The sequence below is a fragment of the Streptomyces sp. NPDC058619 genome, assembly GCF_042717785.1.
In the GTDB taxonomy this organism is placed as follows: Bacteria; Actinomycetota; Actinomycetes; order Streptomycetales; family Streptomycetaceae; genus Streptomyces.
Window position 1 is genome coordinate 260,944 of the sequence record NZ_JBHXQN010000001.1, and the last position, 21,888, is coordinate 282,831.

Annotated in this window: 23 protein-coding genes and 1 pseudogene; 19 read left to right on the forward strand and 5 right to left on the reverse strand. The window is 71.8% G+C overall.

The genetic code is table 11. The features are described 5' to 3' along the window. Positions 1–372, reverse strand: a complete 372-nt coding sequence (gene rpsL, locus ACFWTC_RS01275) for a 30S ribosomal protein S12 (RefSeq protein WP_007265893.1) — start codon at positions 370–372, stop codon at positions 1–3. Between the two features lie 537 nt (positions 373–909). Between rpsL and ACFWTC_RS01280 the strand changes: the two genes are divergently transcribed. Next, positions 910–3,378 (forward strand): YfhO family protein, encoded by a 2,469-nt coding sequence (locus tag ACFWTC_RS01280; RefSeq protein WP_383922806.1) that lies wholly within the window; start codon positions 910–912, stop codon positions 3,376–3,378. A gap of 43 nt (positions 3,379–3,421) precedes the next feature. On the opposite strand, the gene ACFWTC_RS01285 is transcribed toward ACFWTC_RS01280, so the two are convergent. The 3 genes from ACFWTC_RS01285 to ACFWTC_RS01295 all read right to left on the reverse strand — a co-directional run bounded on the left by ACFWTC_RS01285 (position 3,422) and on the right by ACFWTC_RS01295 (position 6,167). Next, positions 3,422–4,336: a hypothetical protein gene (locus ACFWTC_RS01285; RefSeq protein WP_384025882.1), complete on the reverse strand. Its 915-nt coding sequence runs from the start codon at positions 4,334–4,336 to the stop codon at positions 3,422–3,424. An 83-nt stretch (positions 4,337–4,419) separates the two neighbouring features. After that, a complete protein-coding gene (locus ACFWTC_RS01290; protein WP_384025879.1) occupies positions 4,420–5,103 on the reverse strand; it encodes a hypothetical protein in 684 nt (227 codons plus the stop codon). A gap of 29 nt (positions 5,104–5,132) precedes the next feature. Continuing rightward, a complete protein-coding gene (locus ACFWTC_RS01295) occupies positions 5,133–6,167 on the reverse strand; it encodes a peptidoglycan DD-metalloendopeptidase family protein (protein WP_384025877.1) in 1,035 nt (344 codons plus the stop codon). Positions 6,168–6,340: 173 nt separating this feature from the next. On the opposite strand from ACFWTC_RS01295, the gene ACFWTC_RS01300 reads away from it, so the two are divergent. The 6 genes from ACFWTC_RS01300 to ACFWTC_RS01325 all read left to right on the forward strand — a co-directional run bounded on the left by ACFWTC_RS01300 (position 6,341) and on the right by ACFWTC_RS01325 (position 9,926). Continuing rightward, positions 6,341–6,892 (forward strand): DUF6668 family protein, encoded by a 552-nt coding sequence (locus tag ACFWTC_RS01300; protein ID WP_383922794.1) that lies wholly within the window; start codon positions 6,341–6,343, stop codon positions 6,890–6,892. 22 nt (positions 6,893–6,914) lie between these two features. Continuing rightward, positions 6,915–7,157: a hypothetical protein gene (locus tag ACFWTC_RS01305; RefSeq protein WP_384025875.1), complete on the forward strand. Its 243-nt coding sequence runs from the start codon at positions 6,915–6,917 to the stop codon at positions 7,155–7,157. A gap of 152 nt (positions 7,158–7,309) precedes the next feature. Beyond that, on the forward strand, positions 7,310–7,597 hold the full coding sequence (locus ACFWTC_RS01310; protein ID WP_383922790.1) for a hypothetical protein: 288 nt from the start codon (positions 7,310–7,312) through the stop codon (positions 7,595–7,597). A 16-nt stretch (positions 7,598–7,613) separates the two neighbouring features. After that, the gene (locus tag ACFWTC_RS01315; RefSeq protein WP_384025872.1) at positions 7,614–8,420 is read left to right on the forward strand and encodes a hypothetical protein; all 807 of its coding nucleotides are present in this window, start codon (positions 7,614–7,616) and stop codon (positions 8,418–8,420) included. After that, positions 8,410–9,600 (forward strand): hypothetical protein, encoded by a 1,191-nt coding sequence (locus ACFWTC_RS01320; protein ID WP_383922785.1) that lies wholly within the window; start codon positions 8,410–8,412, stop codon positions 9,598–9,600. Before ACFWTC_RS01315 ends, ACFWTC_RS01320 begins: the two co-directional genes overlap by 11 nt. An 80-nt stretch (positions 9,601–9,680) precedes the next feature. Next, positions 9,681–9,926, forward strand: a complete 246-nt coding sequence (locus tag ACFWTC_RS01325) for a hypothetical protein (protein ID WP_383922782.1) — start codon at positions 9,681–9,683, stop codon at positions 9,924–9,926. Between the two features lie 134 nt (positions 9,927–10,060). Here ACFWTC_RS01325 and ACFWTC_RS01330 read toward each other — a convergent pair whose 3' ends face one another. Beyond that, positions 10,061–10,303, reverse strand: a complete 243-nt coding sequence (locus ACFWTC_RS01330) for a hypothetical protein (protein ID WP_383922780.1) — start codon at positions 10,301–10,303, stop codon at positions 10,061–10,063. Positions 10,304–10,332: 29 nt separating this feature from the next. Here ACFWTC_RS01330 and ACFWTC_RS01335 point away from each other — a divergent pair. The 12 genes and pseudogenes from ACFWTC_RS01335 to ACFWTC_RS01390 form a co-directional block, all read left to right on the forward strand. After that, a pseudogene (locus ACFWTC_RS01335) lies at positions 10,333–10,530 on the forward strand (zeta toxin family protein); the annotation flags it as partial. A gap of 463 nt (positions 10,531–10,993) precedes the next feature. Next, entirely contained in the window at positions 10,994–11,239 is a 246-nt protein-coding gene (locus ACFWTC_RS01340) for a hypothetical protein (RefSeq protein ID WP_384026086.1), read from the forward strand. Next, positions 11,236–12,303, forward strand: coding sequence for a zeta toxin family protein (locus ACFWTC_RS01345; RefSeq protein ID WP_384025869.1), 1,068 nt, complete (start codon positions 11,236–11,238; stop codon positions 12,301–12,303). The genes ACFWTC_RS01340 and ACFWTC_RS01345 overlap by 4 nt, the downstream gene beginning before the upstream one ends. A gap of 24 nt (positions 12,304–12,327) precedes the next feature. Further along, positions 12,328–12,570 carry a hypothetical protein gene (locus tag ACFWTC_RS01350; RefSeq protein WP_383922774.1) on the forward strand — a complete coding sequence of 81 codons (243 nt, stop codon included), beginning with the start codon at positions 12,328–12,330 and terminating at the stop codon, positions 12,568–12,570. After that, positions 12,567–13,640 carry a zeta toxin family protein gene (locus ACFWTC_RS01355; protein ID WP_384025866.1) on the forward strand — a complete coding sequence of 358 codons (1,074 nt, stop codon included), beginning with the start codon at positions 12,567–12,569 and terminating at the stop codon, positions 13,638–13,640. The genes ACFWTC_RS01350 and ACFWTC_RS01355 overlap by 4 nt, the downstream gene beginning before the upstream one ends. Positions 13,641–13,678: 38 nt before the next feature. Further along, positions 13,679–15,172: an SCO6880 family protein gene (locus ACFWTC_RS01360; protein ID WP_383922764.1), complete on the forward strand. Its 1,494-nt coding sequence runs from the start codon at positions 13,679–13,681 to the stop codon at positions 15,170–15,172. Positions 15,173–15,213: 41 nt separating this feature from the next. Further along, on the forward strand, positions 15,214–16,677 hold the full coding sequence (locus tag ACFWTC_RS01365) for an ATP/GTP-binding protein (protein ID WP_383922815.1): 1,464 nt from the start codon (positions 15,214–15,216) through the stop codon (positions 16,675–16,677). After that, positions 16,674–18,440, forward strand: coding sequence for a type IV secretory system conjugative DNA transfer family protein (locus tag ACFWTC_RS01370; protein WP_384025863.1), 1,767 nt, complete (start codon positions 16,674–16,676; stop codon positions 18,438–18,440). The genes ACFWTC_RS01365 and ACFWTC_RS01370 overlap by 4 nt, the downstream gene beginning before the upstream one ends. After that, positions 18,437–18,820: a DUF4913 domain-containing protein gene (locus ACFWTC_RS01375; RefSeq protein WP_383922759.1), complete on the forward strand. Its 384-nt coding sequence runs from the start codon at positions 18,437–18,439 to the stop codon at positions 18,818–18,820. The genes ACFWTC_RS01370 and ACFWTC_RS01375 overlap by 4 nt, the downstream gene beginning before the upstream one ends. Before the next feature lie 61 nt (positions 18,821–18,881). After that, positions 18,882–20,273, forward strand: a complete 1,392-nt coding sequence (locus ACFWTC_RS01380) for a hypothetical protein (RefSeq protein WP_384025860.1) — start codon at positions 18,882–18,884, stop codon at positions 20,271–20,273. 14 nt (positions 20,274–20,287) lie between these two features. Next, positions 20,288–20,731, forward strand: a complete 444-nt coding sequence (locus ACFWTC_RS01385; protein WP_383922754.1) for a hypothetical protein — start codon at positions 20,288–20,290, stop codon at positions 20,729–20,731. Continuing rightward, positions 20,728–21,852 (forward strand): tetrahydrofolate dehydrogenase/cyclohydrolase catalytic domain-containing protein, encoded by a 1,125-nt coding sequence (locus ACFWTC_RS01390; protein WP_384025857.1) that lies wholly within the window; start codon positions 20,728–20,730, stop codon positions 21,850–21,852. Before ACFWTC_RS01385 ends, ACFWTC_RS01390 begins: the two co-directional genes overlap by 4 nt. Positions 21,853–21,888 lie beyond the last annotated feature (36 nt).

A 21,888-nucleotide genomic window follows, 5' to 3' on the forward strand; every position in this document is an offset into this window, starting at 1 on the left:
TTACTTCTCCTTCTTGGCGCCGTAGCGGCTGCGGGCCTGCTTGCGGTTCTTGACAGCCTGGGTGTCAAGCGCACCGCGGATGATCTTGTAACGAACACCCGGCAGGTCCTTCACACGGCCACCACGCACGAGCACGATCGAGTGCTCCTGCAGGTTGTGTCCCTCACCCGGAATGTAGGCCGTGACCTCGATGCCGGAGGTCAGACGCACGCGCGCGACCTTACGGAGCGCCGAGTTCGGCTTCTTCGGGGTGGTCGTGAACACTCGCGTGCAGACGCCGCGACGCTGGGGCGAAGCCTCAAGCGCGGGAGTCTTTGTCTTCTCGACCTTGTCCTGCCGGCCCTTCCGGACCAGCTGCTGGATCGTAGGCACTACTTCTCCGGTTTCTGTGTGCCGTGTAGTGAAGCTAACCTGGAACATTTGCCGACCCACGCGGTCGGGTGTGTCGGATCCGGCGGACCTCCGTGCGAACACGGAAACGCTTGGATCGCGGTGGCCGATGCGGCTCACATGCGGTTGATGGACACGCACGGGAGCCTAGGCACACCCCAGGCACAAGGTCAGAGCGTACCTACCTCACAGAGGTAGGTCAAAACAAATGCTCAGCACGAAAACACGCCGGGCGCAAGCGGGAGCGCCCGTCCGGTCGCTCCCGGGTGCGGTGGATCAGTCCCGTACCGGGCGGCGGTCCTCCCCGCCTGCGGCGGCGCCGGCGCACCCAGCGCTCCCGCCCCGGCCGGCCTCGGCCCGCCCCCGCCGGCCCGCCGGACCCCGTACCCGGCCGGTCCGCGCGGGCCCCGGAGCACAGACCGGCACGGACCGGCACGGACCATCACGGACCCGGCGGCGCCCTAAGCTGCGCACTGCCCCCGCGCAGTGCGCGAGCGTCGACCAGCAGGGAGCAGGGCCTTGGGGACCGCGACACAGGAGCCGACCAGCGTCGAAGACGCCCGCTTCCGCCCCGGTCCGGCCCCCCGGCCCCCGACCCGCACGCGCCGTCCGTACGGTCCGCTGCTCGCCTTCCTCGTCACCTCCGGGGCGGTCTGCGCCGCCTGGGCGGCCCGCCGCGCCCACCCTTTCGGGGGAACCGGGCGGGCCGTCAACGACCAGGCCAACCAGTACGTCCCCTTCCACCGGGCGCTGTGGGACCTCGCCCACGGACAGGCCGCCGGCGACCTGCTCTTCACCTGGCGCGGCGGCTTCGGCCAGCAGTTCCTGTCCGACTACCACACCTACCTCGGCAACCCGTTCTCGTGGCTCGCCGTCCTCGTCCCGCGCGACCACGTCGACCTCGCCGTGTTCGCGCTCACCCCGCTGACGACGGGCACCGCCGCCGCGCTGATGGCCGTCTACCTCGGCAGGCTGCAGCCGGGCCCGTGGTGGCAGCGCGGCGTCCTCGGCGCCTGCTACGGCCTGTGCGGCTGGGCCGTCAGCGACGCCTCGTACATCCCCATGTGGCTGTGGGGCCTGGTCGCGCTCCCGCTGCTCGGCATCGCGGTGGAGTGGTGCCTGGAGGGGCGCCGCCGGCCCGCCGCGGCCCTGCTCGTCGCCCTCGCCTGGTACGGCAACTTCTACACCGCGATGATGGCCACGACGGCCGCCTGCGTCCTGCTGGCCGTCCGCCTGGCCACCCTCGACCTGAACGGCGCGCAGCGGCTGCGCGCCGTGGGGCGGGCATTGACGGCCGCCGCGACCGGGATCCTGCTCACCCTCCCCCTGCTCCTGCCGTCGTTCCTGTCCAGCGGTGCGGCGCAGCCCACCCGGGCCGCCGCCTTCGACCCGGTCGGGCTCGACGTCTTCCTCGCCGGCATGCTCCCGGCCACCCACCTGTGGGGCGGCAGCCCGCGCCTGTACGTCGCCTCGCTCGGCCTGGTCCTCGCCGGCTCCTTCGTCCTCAACCCCGCGATCCGGGGGCGGACCCGCCTGGTGTGGGCGACGGCGGTGGTCCTGGTGGCCGCCTCCTTCCAGTTCCCGCCGACCCAGTACGCGTGGCACGGGCTGGCGGTGCCGAACGGCAACCCGTACCGCGAGACCTTCGTCTTCAGCGGCATGGTGGTCGTCCTCGCCTGGCTGGCGCTGGCCCACCGCCCGCGCCCGCTCCACCTGGCCCTCTCCGCCGCCCTGCTCGCGGGAGCCGCGTTCGCGCTCCGCCACACCCCCGACTTCGGCGGCTGGACCTGGCCCGCCGTCCTCGGCGGCGGCGCCCTCTCCCTGCTGGCCCTGGTCCTGCTGCGGCTCGGCGAGGAGCGCCGGTTCCTGATCCCCGCGGCCGCGGTGCTGATGGTCTGCGTCGTGTGCGCCGAGTCCGCGCTCGCCGCGGTCAACGCCGACGCCCGCCGCGCCCGCGAGCGGTGGGCGAAGCCGGCCGCCACCTCCGGCCGGTCGATCGGCCACCACTTCGACGCCGTCCGGGAGGCCGACGGCTGGCCCGCCCACCGCACCGACTCCGGCGCGCCGCAGACCTCGTACAACGACGCGCTCGCCCTGCGCGCCGAAGGGCCGCAGTTCTACAGCAGCTACCTGCCCGCGGCCACCTTCCGGGCCCTCGAACCCCTCGGCTACGGCTACAAGAACGACGGCCGCACCTTCTTCGGCGCCGACAACCCCGTGCTCGACGCGATCTTCTCCATCGGCGCCCGGGTCCGCCCCGGGGACACCCCCGGAACCTGGACCGCCCGGACCTTCCCGGCCCCGCCCCTGGTCACCGTACGGTCGGCCCGTTACGCCTCGCCCCACCCCGCGGACAGCGTCTACGCCCGCCAGGAGGACGTCCTCGGCGCCACGGTGTACGAGGTCCCCCGGGCCGCCCGCGGCGGCAGCGCCGCCGTGCAGACGTACGCCGCCCGCTGCACCCCCGGCACCGAGGCCTACTGGTACTCCCCCGCCCTGTACGGAACCCTCGCCGCCGGCGGTGCGCAGACTCCGCTGAAGTACCGCGCAACGGGCGTCGTCCCGCTCGGCCCGGTGCCCGCGTCGGGCCGCGTCGACGCCACCGTGCGCACCCGGACCCGGGGGGCCACGGCGGGCCCCCACCCCGTCGGCTGCCTGAACCGCCGGGCGCTCGACGGGGCCGTGGCCGCCCTGACCGCCACCGGCGCCACCCGGGTCGAGGCCGCGGGCCACACCCTGGAGGCCGCCCTCCCCCGGGGCACCCGGGGCACGGCCGTCATCGCCACCACGGCCGTGCCCGGCTGGCGCTGCTCGGCCCCCCTGAAGCCCTTCCACGGCCTGCTCGCGGTGGACCTTCCCGCCGGCGCGGCCGGGGTCTCCTGCACCTTCACCCCGCGGGGCCTCCTGCCCGGCCTGGCCGGCGCCGCCCTCGCCGTCCTGGTCCTCGCCTCGACCACGATCGCCACCCGCCGCCGCCACCGCGCCTGAGCCCCGCACCCGCGGCGCCCCGGCCGAGGCCGGCCCCTCCGGGTCAGGCCGCGCCGCCCCGCTTCTCCAGACGGCTCATCCGGGCCCGGGCGGCTTGCAGCTGAGCCGCGTCCGACCCGGGCAGCGCGGACCAGAACGAGATCAGCTCGTGTCCCATGCGGATCCCTTCGGCGGGGTCCGCCACCTTGAGCCACGCCGCGGCGGCGTTCAGCACGCTGTGCAGCGCCTGCGGCTCGTTGCGGGCGCTGCGGATCCGCGCGATTTCGAGGGAGTTGTGGAAGGCCCGGCGGCTGTCCCCGGCGACGAAGGCCACGTACGCGTTCAGCTCGCGCAGTTGCAGCACCTCGGGCGACTCCCACCCGAGGCGCTCGGCCGCCGTGTTCACGCTCTGCTGGGCGAGGGTGGCGGCCCACTCGATGCGCCCGGACCGGAGCGCCTCCTGGATCCGCGCCCCGGGGCCGGCGACCAGGTCGTCTGCGGCCCGGTGCGGTACGGACGGCTTCCCGGGCACCGGCACCGGTGTGGCAGCAGGCGGGGGCCCGGGTACGGCCGACGGCGGGGGCACGGGCACGCCTTGCGGCTCCGGCGGGGGTGCGGGCTCCGTGGGTGTCGGCGCGGGGAGGTGTTCCCGCACGGACGCGGCCTCCGGCGGCGCCGGCGCCTCCGTCTCCGCCGGCCTGGTGGGCCCCGCCTGTGCAACGGCCGTCGGCGCGGCGCCGGGAAGCGGCTCGGGGTGGGCGGTGAACCGGCTGGAGCCGTCCTCCAGCACCTGGATCCGTACGACGTGGCCGATGCGCTCGTCCCACACCGTAGCCAGAACCGGCGCACCGCTGGACAGCACCTGCCGGTGGAGGTAGTCGAGGACGGCGTCCTGCGGCTCCTCCCCGACACCCGCGACGACGGGCCAGCCCGCCACCTCCGCGTAGCCAGCGCCGGTGATCCGTACATCCACGGTCACGGGGGCCACGTGAGCGGGGGCCGAGTCCGGCTCCGCCTTCCGGCTCCGGCGAGTGAATAGGGACATGGGTTCCTCGGCTCTGCTCAGCGTGCGGGTGTGGAAGATGGAGGAGAAGGACGCGGAGACGTCCCCGATGGCACTGCATCCGGCGGAACAGCGGCGGGAGTCACCGTGACCCCCGCGACCTTCCAGCCGGCCGGGCCGGTGAGGGTCAACTGCACCACGGCGGTCAGCCGCGGCCCGGGGCCCGTCCAGCCGTCACGGCCGTGGGCCGTGCCTTCGACGTAGTACGTCTGGAAGGAGGCGCCGGGCGTGCCATCCGGCCCCTGGTCGTCCTCGTCCGCGGTGATCTCCACCGTCGTCCACGCCCGGTGCTGCGCCCACGTCGCCCAGTCCGATCCGCTGCCCGCGCCGGGCCGGTATTCGCGCTCGGCGCCCGCCTGCTCCTCGGTGAGGTAGGCGACTGCCCGGATGTTCGCGTCCTGCGGTCCGCTGTCGTACGCCGTGTCGTATCCGTATGCCGTCGCCAGCCAGGCACGGGCCACCGCGGACGCGTCGGTGGGGTCCGGCGACGGGACGGGCTGCACCTTCGCCTGCCCGTCGAGCGGCTTGCCCGGCGGCACCGGTGCCTTGACCGGGAAGGTCTCGACCGCTGACGGCTGCGCCGGACCGGCGCCCTTCTCTTCCCTGAGGTCTCGCAGGCCGCAGCCCGTCAGGAGTGCGGCGCCCACCACGGCCGCGAGTACCACGCCGAGGGCTCTGCGCACGGCGGTCATCTCCTTCCTCACCTGCCCGCTCACCTGCCGATCCAGGGGGCGGGGTTCACGTACTGGCCGTTCTGCTGGACCTCGAAGTGGAGATGGGCACCCGTGGAGTAGCCCGTCGAACCAACGAGCCCGACCACGGTCCCGACGCCCACCTGTGCTCCGACGCCCACGTTGAGGGCGGACATGTGGTTGTAGGTCGTCGATATCTGCGCGCCGCCGACGGTGCCGTGCGAAATGATGACGCGGTTTCCGTAACCCGTGTTCCAGCCTGCGAAGGTGACGGTGCCCTCCTTGGCCGCGAGTACCGGATTGCCTTCGCCGACGCCGAAGTCCATGCCGGTGTGCAGCTTGTGCACGCCCGTCACCGGGTGCACGCGCATACCGTACGGGGAGGTCACCGGAGCGTTGACGCGCAACGGCATGGCCATCTGCTGACCTGCGGGGATGGTTCCCGAGCCGGGGTCTGTGGCGATCGCGGTGTACTTCGCCATGGCGTTCTTGATGGCGACGACGTAGCCCTGGGTCTCGCGGTAGGGGGGTATGCCGCCGTACCTCTCGACGGCGCCGGGCCCCGCGTTGTAGGCGGCGAGGGCGAGGTCGAGGGTGGGGCCGCTGGCTATGCCGCGCTCCTTGTAGCGCTCGACGTCCCGGGCGAGGGCACAGTCGTAGCGCCCCTGGGCCATGATCGCGTCCCCGGGGTCGAAGGGGTCTATGCGGCCGTTGCCGTCGTCGTCCTTACCCCACCCGGCCCAGGTGCCGGGCATGAACTGGGACAGTCCCTGCGCGCCGACGGGCGACGTCCGGCCGTTGATCCAGGCCGACTCGGCCTCGATCTGCGCCGCGATGACGGGCGGGGTGATGGTCGGGCAGATCGAGCCGGCCTTCAGCACCCAGGCCACGTACTCCGGGGGGACGTGCTTGGGGTTCAACGCCCCGCCCCCGGCGACCAGTCCGGTATCGGCTCCGCCGCCGCTTACACCCACGAAGAGGACGAAGGGCATCATGACGGCAGCTACTGCGGCGCCGGCCACCCACATGGCCGCGCCGCCCCCCTGTTCTGACATCGCTCCCCCGTCGACATGCTCCAATGCCGTTTACCCGTGCGAGTCTCCTGGGGGGCCGTCCGGCAGAGAGTCACGAGACTGTCACAAACAATCCCTAGAGATTCGCACTAAGTTGTCGGTGCAGGACGCTACGCGAGTTGGCGGCGGGCGTCGACGTGGGGGGAGACAAAGCCATGAGTCAAAGAACACCGGGTGGTCCGGAGATCTGGATCCGGGGGCCGGTCGGCTCGGCGACGGCACTGGCCGATCCTTCCCTCCCGCCTTCACACGCCTTCGCCGACAACGGACTTGCGGCCGGCCCGCCCTCCCCGGAGCTCGCGCCCTTCACCTGGATGAACGCCCACGGCGGCGCCGGGGCCACCACGCTGGCCACGGTGTTCGGCGGGGCCGACGCCGGATCGCAGTGGCCCGATCCGGCGACCGGAGCCTCCGGGAAGGTCCTCCTCGTGGCCCGCACGCACGCGTCCGGACTTCGGGCGGTGTCACAGGCACTGGATATGATCCGAAGGAATGAACAGCCGCCCGGAGCCAGCCTCCAGGCCGTCGTTCTCGTCGCCGACGCCCCCGGCCGCCTGCCACCCGAACTGGCCAAGCGCATCAGGGTGATCGGCTCGGTCGTCGAGGTCCACCGGGTGCCGTGGATACCGGCCTGGCGCATGGGCGACCTGTCGGGCCCGATTCCGAGAGAGACGTCGAAGCTGTCCAGACTGATCAACGGCCGCTGACGGCCACCGGGAGGGAAGAGCAATGGAGTTCATGCTGGCCGCCGGCCCGGCGGTTACCGGTCCCCTCAACCAGATCCTCGGCTGGATGGCGTGGCTCGTGTCGGTGGCCGGGGTGTTCGGCGTCCTGATCGTCGGCTCCCGCATGGCGATCGCGCTCCGCTCGGGCAACGGGGACGAACACCTGGCCCAGTTGGCCACGGTCCTGGGCGCCTGCATCATCGGCGCCACGGCGGGCCCGATCGTGGCCTTCCTGCTGTCCGGTTGAAACCGTAACGCCGACGGAATATGTTCCGGACCGGTCACGAGCAAGACCCAACCGGTGCCATCCCTGCCATGATGCCGTCGGCCATGACATCTCAATGCCTTTAAAATTTCGACCAATTGGTCGGCGTAGAACATGACCCAGGGGGATCCACCATGCTCAGTAAGGTCCGTGACGCAGCCGTCATTCTCGCGGCCGATGTCCCGAAGCCCGGAATGAACGCCCCGCCGGAGCTCACCACCAAGGTGAACAACGTCCTCGGCATCGTGGCCTGGGCGGGCACTGCGGCCGGCGTGGCCGGCGTCCTGATCACCGGAGCCATGATGGCGATATCGATGCGCCGCGGTGAGGGCTCCGAGCACATGGGGCGTCTCGGCATGGTCCTGGGCGGTTGCGTCCTGGTCGCCACGGCCGGCCCGCTCGTCTCCTTCGTCTTCAACTGATCCGGGAGGCTGACCGATGAGGGCTTCCGGAAAATCCCGTGGCAGCAGCGGTGAGTGGGAGAAGCCGTTCTGGCAACAGCGCGGTTGGATGATCTCCGCCGCGTTCCTGCTGTCGATGTTCTTGATCGGTGGCATCGTCCTCCTGACCGGGGAGGACTCGGACGGCAACAACACCGGGCAGCCCCAGCCGTCCGCGCCGGCATCCAGTGGCCCCCCTGCCGCCACTCCGTCGGCGGGGGCACCGTCCGCTTCAGCGGAAGGCCGCCCGGCGGGGTGCAGCACGAACGACAGTGACCAGAACATCCCGAAGCAGGGCCCGTCGGACCTGAAGTGGAAGCAGTCCGACACCGATCTGCTTCCGGTGTCGGAGACGGCTGGCCCGCGCCAGTTCGACGGGCCCCTCTGGACCTGCTACGCCCACACCCCGATGGGCGCCGTGCTCGCGGCCCACAGTATTTCCACCCACTTCACCGGACCTCGCTGGCGCGAGGTGGCCGACCGGCAGATGGCGCGCGGAGCCGGCCGCGACGAGTTCATCAAGCGCCGGGGAGCCCAGCCGGCCGACCAGAGCGGGAAGGGTGCCCCGGGAAGCGAGGGAACCTACGCCGGCTTCGGCGTCCTCAGCTACTCCCCGACTCAGGCGACCGTCATGCTGCTGCTCCAGCTGCCCGAGAAGGGTTACGTCTCGGGAACGGCTTCCGTGGTCTGGGAGGACGGGGACTGGCGGCTCCGCCCCACCCTCACCGGATCGCTCCTCGAAGGGATGGCTCCGGTGGACGGCACGGACGGCTTCGTCGTCTGGGGAGGCGGCAATGCCGGTTAACCTGCCGGGTCCCGGCGACATCGCGGACTGCGCGCTCCATCCGCTCAAGTGCGGCGGAAAGGTCGTCGAGAAGGTCGGCGGTTCGATCGCCGACGGCGCCGTCGGCGCCTTCGCCCAAGCCATCGGCAAGGCCGTCGGCGAGATCCTCAAAACTCTCAACGGTGTCTGGCTGAAGGTCGGCGACGGCACCACGCTCAACCCCCAGAAGGGCACCGGGCTCAACGCCATCATGGGCGAGACGAGCTGGATCGTCGGCTACGTTGCCGTCGCGTCCGTCCTCCTCGCCGCGTTCCGGATGGCCTACGAGCGCAAGGGCCAGTCCATGCAGCAGGCGTTCATGGGGATGTGGAAGGTCATCCTCGTCAGCGCCATGGCCCCGGTCATCGCGCAGTCCCTGTACGCGGCCTCCGACGCCTACGCCAAGGAGGTCTACACCAAGGCCAACCTCGGGGAGAACGCCGAGAAGATCGTCGGCTTCACCGCGCTGGAGAGTCCGGGCACGATCATCATCTTCGGCATCCTCGTCATGCTGTCCAGCTTCATCCAGATCATCCTGATGTACATCAGGCTGGGCGTGCTGATCATGCTCATCGGCACCCTCCCGATCGCCGCCGCCTCGTCGATGACGGGCTGGGGCGAGGGCTGGTGGAAGAAGCACATCGGCTGGACCGTGGCGTGGCTCCTCTACAAGCCGGCCGCCGCGCTCATCATCTACTCCGCGACATCGATGACCAAGGACGAGAAGAGCCTGGACAGCGTGATCGCCGGCATGGGAATGCTGATCCTGTCCGTCTTCGCCCTGCCGGCCCTGCTCAAGCTGGTCGTCCCAGCGACTGCCGCCCTCGGCAGTACGTCCGGCGGAACCGTCGCGATGAACGTCGCGAACAACATCGCCTCCGGCGCCGTCAGCATCGCCAGTGGAGCTGGCGGCGGAGGCGGCGGAGGCGGAGGCTCCAGCGGCGGAGGCGGCGGAGGCCCCCAGGGCTCGCCCTCGGCAGGCGCCGGATCCTCGGCGAGCGGCGCGGGCGGCGCGGCCGCCGGTGGCGCCGCCGCGGCAGCAGGCCCGGCGGGCGTCGCGATCCAGGCCGCAGCGGTGGTCGCCCAGGCGGGTATCGCCGCTGCGCAGGAAGTCGCCGGCTCGCTGGACGACAACGACGGTATGAAGGGCCACAACCAGTAGTAACCGTCGGGTGGGGTGGTGCGCGCCCCTGGGCACGCACCACCCCACCACCGACAGCACGCTGTTCGAAAGGAAGACCGATGCCCGAGAAGTCCTCCCTGCGCGCCTACCTCAAGCAGTACGCCACGGGCACCATCCCGCGCGAGGAGATGCTCGGCACCGTCGCCGCCTGGGACTTCGAAGAGGACGACTGGGACCCCGAACACATCGAACCCACCCACCAGGACAACACGTTCAAGGTCCTCTCCGGCGCCGCCCTGCTCGGGGACATCACCGACGACGACTACGAAGAGATCCACCGCCGACGCCGACTGCGCTCGGCATGAACGACGAGTACCGGCACCTGTACCAGGTGCTCCAGAGGCGCATGGGCCAGGGCGGTGACCTGTCGCCGGGAAGCCCCCACACGACCTACGCGGTCCATACGACCAACGACGAGTGGACCCGAGAGCGGCGTCAGCTACAGCGTGCCGTCCTGGAACAGTTCAAGGAGAAGTACGACGACCGCCCCCGCGACGGCCGGGCCGTCCTGATGACGGCGGGCGCCCCCGGCGCGGGCAAGGGGACGGCGCAGGCCAATCTGGCGGAGTGGCAGCGGCAGGACTCCGACCTGGGCCGCGCCCTGACGGATGCCCACGGCGTGGACCTGAAGCAATACGTCCCTTTGGACCCCGACGAGTTCAAGGTCGCCATCTTCCAGCACGGGGGCCTCCCCGGCTGGACACCGAGCGCATGGCGCTCCCCCACGGCCGGCAGCTCTCGCCTTCCGAAATGGCGTCCCTCGTCCACGAGGAATCCGCGTTCCTCCAGGACAACTTCGAGGTCTGGGCCCGTAGCCAGGGCTACAACCTCCTCTACGACGCCACCCTCAAGAACCTGGACAAGAACACCCGCCTGCTGCGGGAGCTGGACAGCGTCGGCTACCAGCAGCGAGTCATCCTCTCCGTCGAGGTACCCCTCGAACAGTGCCTGGCTCAAAACGCCGAGCGTTGGAAGCGTGGACGGATCGCGTACGAGCAAGGCCGCGACCCCGACTCCTACGGAGGCCGCATGGCCCCCGCAGCCATGATCATGAACCTGTACGCCCAGAGCAGCACCGGTCGCGGCCACTCCATCGGCCGGGAGAACGCCGAGAAGCTCGCCGACAAAGGCCTCGCCACCGCGCTCATCACCACCGAACGCGGCACCTTCCCGGCAGCGCCACCCACGAAGGCACGCCAGGCCACCACCTTCCGGCAGGGCGAGACCACCCTCGGCATAGCCGCCGCCGGCCGGCTCCGTTCCACCCGGGGATCCGCCACCCGCACCACACCCCCGGCGCAGACGGCTCCCCCGCCCGACTTCCCGGCCAGACCCCGCTCAGCCGCACCCGCTGACCCCGAAGGAACCACCGATGACCGAGAAGCCCTCCCTGCGCGCCTACCTCAAGCAGTACGCCACGGGCACCATCCCGCGCGAGGAGATGCTCGACACCGTCGCCGCCTGGGACTTCGAGGAAGAGATCTGGGACGAGCTCGTCATCGAGCCCATCCACCAGGACAACACCCTCAGCGTGCTCAGGGGCGGAGTGCTGCACGGTCGCATCACCCATGAGGACTACGAGGAGATCCAGCGGCGGCGCGGGGCCAGCAACGCATGAACAACGAATACCGGCAGCTCTACGCCGAGCTGCAGCGGCGCATGGGCCGGGGAGGAGACCTCTCGCCCGGTCCGCAGGACAGCCAAGCGGCATTCGGGCGGAACGCCGCCTGGGACCGCGATCGCCTTCACATGCAAGCGGCCGTCCTGGACCGCTTCAAGACCGAGAACAGGCACCGCCCCCGCGGGGGGGCGGCCGTCCTGATGACGGCGGGAGCACCCGGCGCCGGCAAGGGAGCCGCGCGGGGCAAGCTGACCGAGTGGCAGAGCGAGGACTCCGAGCTCGGCCGCCGGCTGGCGTCGGCGCACGGCGTGAACCTCGACGACTACGTCGTCCTGGACCCCGACGAGTTCAAGCGTGCCCTCTTCGAGGCGGGCGGCCTCCCCCGCCTTGACCCCCAGTCGATGGCCCTGCCCCACGGGCGGGAACTCGCACCCGCCGAAATGTCGGGACTCCTGCACCGGGAGGCCTCGAACCTGCGGAACGAATTCGAGGAGTGGGCGCGCGAGGGCCGTTACAACCTCGTCTACGACGCCACCCTCGCCAACGAACGGAGCGCCGCCGAGCTCTTGGACGGCCTCGGCAGAGGAGGCTACGACAAGCGCGTCATCCTCTCCGTCGAGGTCCCCCTCGAACAGTCGATCGCGCAGAACACCAACCGCTGGTACCAGGGCCGCCTCGAGTACGAACGGGGCGAGGACGCCTACGGCGGACGGATGTCCCCCGAGCAGATGATCCACGCCCTGTACGCGAAGAACACCACGGGAAGCGGACACTCCATCGGCCGGGAGAACGCCGAAAGGCTCGCCGGCCAAGGCTTCGCCACCGGCCTGATCACCGCCGACCGGGGCACCTTCGCCACACCGTCTCCAGCCACCGGCCCGCTCGCCCAGGCCCCCGCCTTCCAGCAGGGCGACACCACGATGCGCATAGCCGCCACCGGCCGCCTCCGCTCCACCACCGGCACCCCCACCCCGGCGGCGCCCCGGCCCGCAGGACAGCAGCCCACGCCGCAACCCGGCCACCAGCCCCACCAGCCCCCCGGACCCGGCCGCACCCGCTAGAAGATTCCGAAAGGAAGACAGCAGATGAGCGACAAGCCCTCCCTGCGCGCCTACCTGGGCCGCTACGCGGCCGGTGAGATCCCGCGCGAGGAAATGATCACCGCCGTCACGGAGTGGAAGTTCGAGGAATGGGATTGGGAAGAAGGCCACACCGAGCCCTCCCACCAGGACAATACGGCGAACGTCCTCTACGGATCCTTCCTCCTCGGCGAGATCACCGAAGAGGACTACGACGAGATCTGCGACCGCCGGAACACCAGCGCATGACCTCCGAATACCAGCAGCTCTACCGCGAGTTGCAACAACGCATCGGCCCCGGAGGGGATCTGTCCCCCGGCGACCGGGACACATACAGCAGGTACAACGACGGCCTGCGCTGGGACCGCGAGCGGCGCCCCCTCCACGCGACGATCCTCCGGGAGTTCCAGGCCGGTACCGCAGGGCTCCCCCGTGACGGCCATGCCGTGCTGCTCACGGCGGGCGCGCCGGGCGCCGGTAAGGGGGGCGCCCAGGCGAACCTATCCGCGTTGCAGGGTCAGGACACCGAGATCGGGCGCGAGCTGGCACGCGCGCACGGCGTGAACCTGGACGACTACGTCGTCCTGGACCCGGACCAGTTCAAGGTCGCCATCTTCAGACACGGCGGACTCCCCCAACTGGACGCCCCGTCGAGGGAACTGCCCTTCGGGCGCGAGCTCACCCCGTCCGAGATGGCCTCGCTCATCCACCGGGAATCCGCCGACTTGCAGGACCAGTTCGAGCGGTGGGCCCGTGGAGAGGGCTACAACCTGCTCTACGACGCAACCCTCAAGAACGAGGCGAAGAACACCCGGCTCCTCACCGACCTCGCCGGCCAGGGCTACGACAAGCGCGTCATCCTCTCCGTCGAAGTCCCCCTCGAACAGTGCCTCCAACAGAACCACACCCGCTGGGAGTCCGGCCGCAAGGAGTACGAACAGGGCCGCGACGACTACGGCGGCCGCATGGCCCCCGAAGCCATGATCAAGGACCTCTACCAGCAGAGCAGCACCGGCCGCGGCTACTCCATCGGCCGCGAGAACGCCGAGCGCCTCGCCGACAAGGGCCTCGTCACCGGCCTCATCACCTCCGACCGCGGCATCTTCGCCGCCCAGGCCCCCGCACCCGTCGGCTTGCTCGCCCAGGCCCCCGCCTTCCAGCAGGGCGACACCACGATGCGCATAGCCGCCGCCGGCCGCCTCCGCTCCACCACCGGCACCACCGGCACCACCGGCACCCCGGTCCAGCCCGCCACCCGGCCCGCGCCGCAGGCGCCCCACACCCCCCACCACCAGCCCGGCCCCGGCCGCACCCGCTGAACCAGCACTCGTACACAGAACACCCCGAAAGGAAACGCATGGCCACCGAATCCATGGCGCGGCCTACCTACGGAAACTGGCGGCGCCCCCGCAGGCCCGGCCTCGGGCCGCTCGGCCTGCTCGGGACCGTCGTCGCGTTCGGCGGGCTCGTGGTCGTCCTGCTCGCTTCGCTGGTCTCGCTCGCCACCGCCATCGGCGTGCTCGTACCGCTCGCGCTCTTCGTCGCACCGCTCGCCCTGCGCAGCGCCGACGGCCGGAACGTCTACCAGATGGTGGCCGTGCGGATCGGCTGGATGAAGCGCAAGGCCAACGGCTCGCACACCTACGTCTCCGGCCCCCTGTCACGGCGTACCGGCGGGCACTTCTCGCCGCCCGGCATGCTCGCCCGCGTGAAGATGCTGGAGGGCCAGGACGCCTACGGCCGCTCCTTCGGCGTCCTGCACCACCCGGGCCGCAACCTCTACACGATCGTCCTGGCCTGCGAGCCGGACGGAGGCTCCCTCGTCGACCCGCACCAGGTGGACATCTGGGTGGCCTCCTGGGGCGACTGGCTGGCTCGCCTGTCCCACGAGCCCGGCCTGCGCGGGGCGCAGGTCGTCGTCGAGACCGCGCCCGACACCGGGACCCGGCTTGCCGCCGAGGTCCTGCCGCGGATCGTGCCCGACGCCCCGCTCGCTGCCCGCGCGGTCATGGAGGAGGTCGTGGCCCGCTACCCGTCCGCGTCCTCCGAGATGCACACGTACATCGCCCTCACCTACGGCGCCATGCCCGGTCCGCGCCGCAAGCAGGACGACATCATCACCGACCTGTCGATGCGCCTGCCCTCCCTGCTGTCGGGTCTGGTCGCGGCCGGCGGCGGCTCCGCCTCCCCGATGTCCGCGGAGCAGATCTCGGAGATCGTGCGCGTCGCCTACGACCCGGCGATCGCCCCGGACCTCCTCAACGTCCGTGCGGAGCACGGTGCCACCGGCGTCCAGTGGCACGACGCCGGTCCGGCCGCCGCGGTGGAAACCGTGGACGGGTACAAGCACGACTCCGGGGTGTCCCGGACCTGGATGCTGACGCTGGCCCCGCGCGGCACCGTCCGCTCCAGCGTGCTGCGCGGTCTGCTGGAGCCCGCGCAGGGCACCCGCCGCAAACGGGTCTCGCTGGTCTACCGGCCCATCGACCCGGGGACCTCGGCCCGCATCGTGGAGGCCGACCGCCGCTCGGCCCACTTCATGGCCGGCTCCCAGCGCGGCCTGGTCCAGGCCCGCGCCGCGTCCGAGATGCGCGCCGCCGAACAGACCGCCGCCGAGGAGGCCTCCGGCGCCGGCCTCGTCGAATTCTCGATGATGGTCACGGTCACCGTCGCCGACGAGGAGCAGTTGGCGGACGCGTCCATCACCGTGCGCAACCTCCAGGCGTCCTCCCGGATCCTGATGCGCCCCGCCGACCGCATGCAGGCGGCCGCGTTCACCTGCACCCTGCCGGTCGGCCTGCTGCCGTGGGAGCACACCCTCATCCCGTACCAGCTCAGGGAGACCCTGTGAGCACGAAGCAGCCCGCGACTCCCCGGCAGCCCCGAAGCCTCATGACGCCGTCCCGCGGCTGGCCCGGGCCCGGCGGCGGGCAGGTCGCCCACATGGACCCGCCCTCGATGTGGCGTGCCACTACCGTGCAGGCGTGCGGTCTGTGGCCGTTCGCCGCTGGATCCGGCGCGCCCATGACGGGGGTGCCCCTCGGCCAGCACCTGCACACCGGCGCGACCGTGTGCGGGGACCCGATCTCCTGGTTCACCCGGGCCCGGTACATATCGAACCCGTCCCTGTTCATGCTGGGCATGCCCGGCCTCGGCAAGTCCACCCTGGTCAACCGGATGCTGATCGGCATGACGGCGACGGGGGTGGTCCCGCTGGTCCTCGGCGACCTGAAGCCCGACTACGCCGACACCGTGCGGGCCCTCGGCGGCCAGGTGATCTCCATCGGCCGCGGCGTCGGCGGGATCAACGTCCTCGATCCCGGTGCGATGGGCGAGGCGGCCGAGCGGATCGGCGGGGAGGCCGGGCGGGTGCTCCGGGCCGAGGCCCACGGCCGCGTCCTGAACATGGTCGCCGCGCTGATCACCATCATGCGCGGCCGCCCGATGGACGACCACGAGCAGTCGGTGCTGTCGGCCTGCCTGCACCACCTCAAGGAGCGGTCCACGCCGGGCCGGCCCCCGCTGCTGCCCGACCTCCTGCGGGTCCTCGACGAGGGGCCGGACCGGGTCCGGGCGGTCACCCTGGACCGCGGCAACCAGGAGCGCTACCAGGAGGCCGTCGACCCTCTGCACCGCTCCCTGATCGGCATCCTGGACGGGCCGCTCGGCGACACCTTCGCCACGGAGACCTCCACCCGGATCAATCCCAACGCCCCCGCCGTGTGCGTGGACATCTCCCGCATCGGCGAGGCCGACACCCAGCTGACCGCCGCCGCGATGCTGGCCGCCTGGTCGGACGGGCTCGGCACCGTCGCCGCGGCGCACGCCCTGGCGGACGCGGGCCTGGCTCCACAGCGCTGGTTCTTCACCGTCCTCGACGAGCTGTGGCGTCCCCTGCGCGCCGCCTCCGGCATCGTGGAACGCATCGACGCCCTGACCCGCCTGAACCGATCGCTCGGGCTCGGCGACGCCAAGATCACCCACACGCTCAAGGACGCCGAGGCGCTCGGCAGCGAGTCCGACCGGGCGAAGGCCCGCGGCTTCGTGGAGCGCGCCGGGATGGTGGTGTGTGCCGGACTGCCGCGTACGGAGATGGAGGACCTCGGCAAGGTCATCGGCATGTCCGAGCGGGAGATCGACCTGGTCTCCTCCTGGTCCTCCCCGCCGGGGTGGGCCAACCCCACCGCCAACTCCGAGCCTCCCGGCCGCGGCCGCTTCCTGATCAAGGTCGGCGGCCGGCCGGGCATCCCCATCAAGGTCGCCATCACGGAGACCGAGAAGAACCTGCACAACACCAACAACCGGTGGACCGAGGCCGACAGGGTGCCGCTGCTCAAGCCCAGGGAGGAGCAGTGACCGCACGTACCCCCCGCAGGAAGGGCGGCGGTTCCGCCGAGGACCTGCTCCCCTGGCTGATCGTCGGGGTCGCCGCCATCGTCTTCCTCGGCTTCCTGTCCGCCTGGCTGGGCGGCACGCTCGGCGCGGCCGCCGGGGGCGCCGGCTGGAACCCTCCCCCATTCGCCCTCAGCACCCTGGCCACCCTGGTGCAGGAAGGCCCGGAGCCGCTCTGGCCCGGTGTCTCCGCCGCCGTGTCGGGCGCCGGCATCGCGCTGACCTTCGGCGTGCTCCTGGGGTTGCTGGTGGCTCTGGTCCTGCTGATCCGCAAGCGCGGCGGCCGCTCGAACGGCCTGGCCGGACGCCGGGAGCTCGCCTCCATGCTCCCCAAGGGCGCCGCGGCCCGCGCCCTGGAGCTCCGCCCGTCCCTGCGCAAGGCCTCCGGCGGCAAGCTCCATCCCGACGACACCGGCAACATCCTCGGCAACCTGGAGCCCAACGGCCCCGAACTGCGCTCCAGTTACGAGGACGTGGAGCTGGACCTGATGGCCCCCCGCGCGGGCAAGTCCACCGGCATCGCCGTCCCGCGCGTCCTGCGGGCCCGCGGCTGCGTGCTGCTGACGTCCAACAAGGCCGACGTCTACAGCGTCACCCGGGCGGAACGCGAACGGGTCGGCCGGGTCTGGACGTTCGACCCGCAGGGCATCGCGCACACCCCCCGCGCCATGTGGTGGGACATGCTCGCCGACGCCGGAGACATCGAGGGCGCCCGGCGCCTGGCCGGCCACTTCGTGGGCGCGGTCAACGACGACGCCTCGAAGCGGGACTTCTGGATCTCCGCGGCGCAGAACACCCTGACCGCCCTCTTCCACGCGGCCAACAAGGGCGGTCGCCCCGTCGACGAAGTGCTGGGCTGGCTCGCCGACCCGGCCGACCGGACCCCGATCGACCTGCTGCGCGACGCGGGCATGAACGCCCTCGCCGAGCAGTTGCGGGGCACGATCCAAGGCGCGGTGGAAACCCGGGACGGAATCTTCGAGACGGCACGGCAGTGCGTGTCCTGCCTCCTCGACCCACGGATCGCCGCCTGGGTCACGCCCGACCCCTCGATGCCGCAGTTCCAGCCGGACCAGCACGTGACGGGCACCGACACCCTGTACCTGCTGTCCAAGGACGGAGGCGGTTCGGCCGCCGGCGTCATCGCCGCCGTCGCCGACTCGGTCCTGCGGGCTGGCGTCCGCGCCGCCGAACGCACGGGGGGCCGCCTCGACCCGCCGATGACAGCGGTCCTGGACGAGGCGGCCAACGTCTGCCGGATCTCCGACCTTCCCGACCTGTACTCGCACTTCGGCTCGCGCGGCATCAACATCGTGACGCTCCTCCAGAGCTACCGGCAGGGCAGCCGGGTCTGGGGCGAGGCCGGCATGGACGCCCTCTGGGGCGCCGCGACGATCAAGCTGCTCGGCGCCGGCCTGGACGACGCCGACTTCGTCGAGAAGATCTCGCGGCTCGTCGGCGAACAGGACGTGAGCACGGTCAGCTACTCCCGCAGCAAGGACGGCCGCTCGCGCTCGACCTCGTACCGGCTGGAGCGGATCCTGCCCGCGGACCGGATCAGGGCCCTGCCCAAGGGCACGGCCCTGCTGCTGGCCACCGGTGTCCGTCCGGCCCTGATCCGGCTGCGCCCCTGGTACAAGGAGCCCGGCGCCGATCGCATCCAGGCCGCGGCTCAGGCCGAGGTCCAGGCCATCACCGCCCGGGCCGCACGGGCGGCCCTGCGATGACGGCGCCCGCCCCGGAGGACCGGGCGGCCCCCCTTTTCATCCTCTACCTCGAGGGGGAGGCGTACGAGAGCGAGCTGCGGGCGCTCGCCACGTGGGTCGAGTACCTGCTGCTGCCGGTCTACGGGCGGGAGGCCCGCTCCACGGAACCGTGGTGCCCCCGCTGGTGGGAACACCTGGAGGCGGTGGCCCGGCTGCACGGCCTGTGGCTGGTGTGGCAGGAGCTGACCGATCCGGCGTCCGGCGCGAGCGGACCCTCCGTGTGGCACCGAGATCATCTGGGCCCGGCGATGCGGGAACTGCGCGATCCGGCGGGACCGTTCGCCGGCTGCAAGGAGGGAAGCCACCGGGCCAAGAGCGCGCCGGTGGTCGAGAAGTACTGAACGTGCCACAGCGATGAGGCACGCAAGGGGAGGGGTACGACACGTGCGCAGAAGTCATGCGATGGCAGCGACGGTACTGGCCGGGGCTCTCCTGGCAGGCTGCGGAGAAGGAGCGGACTCCCCGTCGAAGGAGGACAAGCCGAGCGCGCCGTCGGCCTCGGCCCCTCCGCCGCCGCAGGGGCCGAAGGTCCTGCTGACCGTCCCGTCGGCGTACGCCGCGGACAAGGGCTGGCAGGAAGAGCTGACGTGGCTGCCGAGGGAGTACTCGTCCAGACCGCCCGTGGCGGTCGCCGCGCGTACCGGCGTCGTCGCGTACCTGACGGCCTCGGAGGACGGGTTCCGGCTCAAGGCCCGACGCGCCGCGACCGGCGAGGACGTCTTCACCGGCACGGTGTGGGAACCCCCCAAGTCCATGGGCGAACTCGGCAAGGGGGACTACGCCGACGAGCACGCCGAGCTCCCGGGGGTCGCCACGGCCTACCAGGACGGCCGGGAGTACGTGGTGCTGTGGGCGCACGGCGTCGCCGGGCAGGACGCCCTCAGCACCGGCAAGGAAGTCGTCCGCATGGCCGTCTACCCGGCCGATGCCACGGGTGACTCGGTGACCCCGCTCCGCGAGATCGAAGTGCCCGTCAATACGTACGGGAGCAACTCGGGCAACGCCCTGAACGACCTCCAGGTGGAGGATCTCGGAACGGGCCTCCAGATCCGCTGGCACGGTCCGGCCGTCACCGGCAACAACCCCCACGGGGCCGTGGCCGTGGACCTGGCCACGGGCACGATCGAGGCGTGCGCCGATGCCTGTGCCAAGGGTGCGGGACAGACCAAGACGGGCAAGGGGTGGCTCGTCTCCGGATTCACGGGCGGATTCCAGGTGTCCGGCGTCTGGTCGAACCTCACCGCCGTACCGCCCGGCGCCTCCGCCGCGGACTGGACCGGCAACGACGGCGAGTTCCTCTCGACCAGGGGCGGGAACGTGCTCTCCCGATGGCGCGCGCCCAAGACCGGCCGCGGCATCACCTTCCCCGTGGCCGCGGTGCACGACACCGCGACGGGCAAGCTGAAGGCGAGCATGGCCTGCGAGTGGACGTCGCGGCGGGCCAGGCCCGGCACCACGGAACCACTGGCCGCTGTGATCTCCCCGAACGGCCGGTTCATCGCCGACGGCGGCCTGGCCTTCGACCTCCAGCGCCTGCACGGCACCTGCCTGGGCGCCACCGCGGACCGCAAGGGCGTGCTCGTCACGTCCCTCACCGACGCGGGCATCGCGTACGGGCGGGTGAGCGACCAGGGCGACGCCGTCGTCGAGATCGACCTCTCCAAGGACGCGGGCGCCCCCAAGCTGCTCCCGACCGGCACCGTCGCCCCCACATGGGCCCTCGACAACGTCGGCGTCTTCGTGACCCCCGGTCCCACGGGCGGGCTGCTCATCTCCGTGCTCAAGCAGAGCTGACCCGAGGAGTGACCATGGAAATCCCTCAGTTCCAGGCAGTCGTCCACTGGCGCCACCGCCGGGCCGGCGACGCCCACGCCCTGCTGCGGGCCGTCTACGACCCCGCCACCCGGCACGTCGTGGCCGTCGTCTCCGAACTCGCCGACAACCCGGACGACCGCGGTATCACCGACGACTTCCCGAGCGTCGCGGGCGCCGCGCTCCCGCTGCTGCGCGAAGGCTTCGCACCGGACATCGCCGCCATCACCTGGATCGCCCACTTCGGCGACTTCTCGTACCACGACCCCTCCGGGCCGGAGACCTTCACCGCCCTCGCCCTCACCGCGACGCCCGAGGGCTACCAGGACGACCTCCGGGGCGACCAGCGGCTCACCTCCGAGCAGGTCACGGCACTCTTCGGCGGCAAGCCGCTCGCACCCGTACCCGAGGTGCTCGGCGCCCTGGGGCGCAGCACGTGACCGAACTCGTCTCCGGCCGGGACGTACTGCGACAGGCGCGCGAGCTCTACGGGCACTACCAGGAGATCGTCCAGCCCCGGGAACAGAAGGTCGCGATCATCCGGTTCACCCCGGAGGCGACCGACCCACCGGACTGGCAGACCCGTCTGATTGCCTCCCGGGTCTCCGCCGAGCAGAAGGTGAAGGCCTTCGAGCACCTCGGCTTCGAGGCGAACCACGTCGTCCTGCCGCCCGGAGTCGACCGAGCCGGGTTCGTCGCCGTACTGGACCGCTACAGCCAGGACCCGGCCACCCGCGCGATCATCGTGCAGTTCCCGCCGCCCGCCCATCTGCGCCCGCTCGTGGAGCGGATGGATCCGTCTAAGGACATAGACGCACTGCTGGGCGGACGGTCCCCCTACCCGGCCTGCGCCACCGCGGAGGGGGTCTACCGGGTCGCCCAGCCCTTCGCGCAGGACGGTCCCACCATCGCCGTGGTCGGCAGCAAGGGCTTCGTGGGCCAGGGCATCGTCGGCCTGCTCCGGGAGAACGGGCACGACCCGATGACCTTGGACCAGGGCGACGACCTGCGCCGGGTGCGGGACGCCGACATCGTCATCTCCGTCACCGGAAACCCGGGAATCCTGGGTCCCGACCACATCCAGCCCCACCACAGGGTGGTGATCGACTCCGGTTTCGTGCCGCAGGCGAACGGCGGCGTCCAGGGCGACGTACACGCCGATGCCGCCGGGATCCCGCAGAACATCACCCCCGTTCCCGGCGGCATCGGGCCGGTGGAGATGGCCACCCTGATGGAACGCATAGTCCGTCAGGAGGTGGATCCGAACGTCACTCCGTGGCAGGTGGCCGCGGGGCCCTACCTCGATCGCGGCGCCTTCGAGGCCGCCTCCCGCAGCGCCGGGAGCGCCCCGGACACTGCCCGGTCCGCGCCTGGGACCGCGCCCTCGGTGGCCCAGGCCGCCCGGCTCCGCGGCTCCGCCGGCCCCCCGGCAGGGGCTCCCGCAGGGCCCACGGCCGCCCCTGCCGCGCCTCCTCGGCTTCCGGCGCAGCAGTCCGGCGTACAGCAGCACGGAACCGGCCCGCAACGGCCCGGCCGGGGCGGCGGCGGCCACTCCCGGTGAACCGGACCGGGGGTCGCGGCCACGTCGTCCGGCCGG

What these genes read in the sequence shown, in the direction of transcription:
- ACFWTC_RS01295 (WP_384025877.1), bottom strand. Translation starts at nt 6,167, where the DNA reads ATGTCAGAACAGGGGGGCGGCGCGGCCATGTGGGTGGCCGGCGCCGCA.
- ACFWTC_RS01300 (WP_383922794.1), top strand. Translation starts at nt 6,341, where the DNA reads ATGAGTCAAAGAACACCGGGTGGTCCGGAGATCTGGATCCGGGGGCCG.
- ACFWTC_RS01305 (WP_384025875.1), top strand. Translation starts at nt 6,915, where the DNA reads ATGGAGTTCATGCTGGCCGCCGGCCCGGCGGTTACCGGTCCCCTCAAC.
- ACFWTC_RS01310 (WP_383922790.1), top strand. Translation starts at nt 7,310, where the DNA reads ATGCTCAGTAAGGTCCGTGACGCAGCCGTCATTCTCGCGGCCGATGTC.
- ACFWTC_RS01315 (WP_384025872.1), top strand. Translation starts at nt 7,614, where the DNA reads ATGAGGGCTTCCGGAAAATCCCGTGGCAGCAGCGGTGAGTGGGAGAAG.
- ACFWTC_RS01320 (WP_383922785.1), top strand. Translation starts at nt 8,410, where the DNA reads ATGCCGGTTAACCTGCCGGGTCCCGGCGACATCGCGGACTGCGCGCTC.
- ACFWTC_RS01325 (WP_383922782.1), top strand. Translation starts at nt 9,681, where the DNA reads ATGCCCGAGAAGTCCTCCCTGCGCGCCTACCTCAAGCAGTACGCCACG.
- ACFWTC_RS01340 (WP_384026086.1), top strand. Translation starts at nt 10,994, where the DNA reads ATGACCGAGAAGCCCTCCCTGCGCGCCTACCTCAAGCAGTACGCCACG.
- ACFWTC_RS01345 (WP_384025869.1), top strand. Translation starts at nt 11,236, where the DNA reads ATGAACAACGAATACCGGCAGCTCTACGCCGAGCTGCAGCGGCGCATG.
- ACFWTC_RS01350 (WP_383922774.1), top strand. Translation starts at nt 12,328, where the DNA reads ATGAGCGACAAGCCCTCCCTGCGCGCCTACCTGGGCCGCTACGCGGCC.
- ACFWTC_RS01355 (WP_384025866.1), top strand. Translation starts at nt 12,567, where the DNA reads ATGACCTCCGAATACCAGCAGCTCTACCGCGAGTTGCAACAACGCATC.
- ACFWTC_RS01360 (WP_383922764.1), top strand. Translation starts at nt 13,679, where the DNA reads ATGGCCACCGAATCCATGGCGCGGCCTACCTACGGAAACTGGCGGCGC.
- ACFWTC_RS01365 (WP_383922815.1), top strand. Translation starts at nt 15,214, where the DNA reads ATGACGCCGTCCCGCGGCTGGCCCGGGCCCGGCGGCGGGCAGGTCGCC.
- ACFWTC_RS01375 (WP_383922759.1), top strand. Translation starts at nt 18,437, where the DNA reads ATGACGGCGCCCGCCCCGGAGGACCGGGCGGCCCCCCTTTTCATCCTC.
- ACFWTC_RS01380 (WP_384025860.1), top strand. Translation starts at nt 18,882, where the DNA reads ATGGCAGCGACGGTACTGGCCGGGGCTCTCCTGGCAGGCTGCGGAGAA.
- ACFWTC_RS01385 (WP_383922754.1), top strand. Translation starts at nt 20,288, where the DNA reads ATGGAAATCCCTCAGTTCCAGGCAGTCGTCCACTGGCGCCACCGCCGG.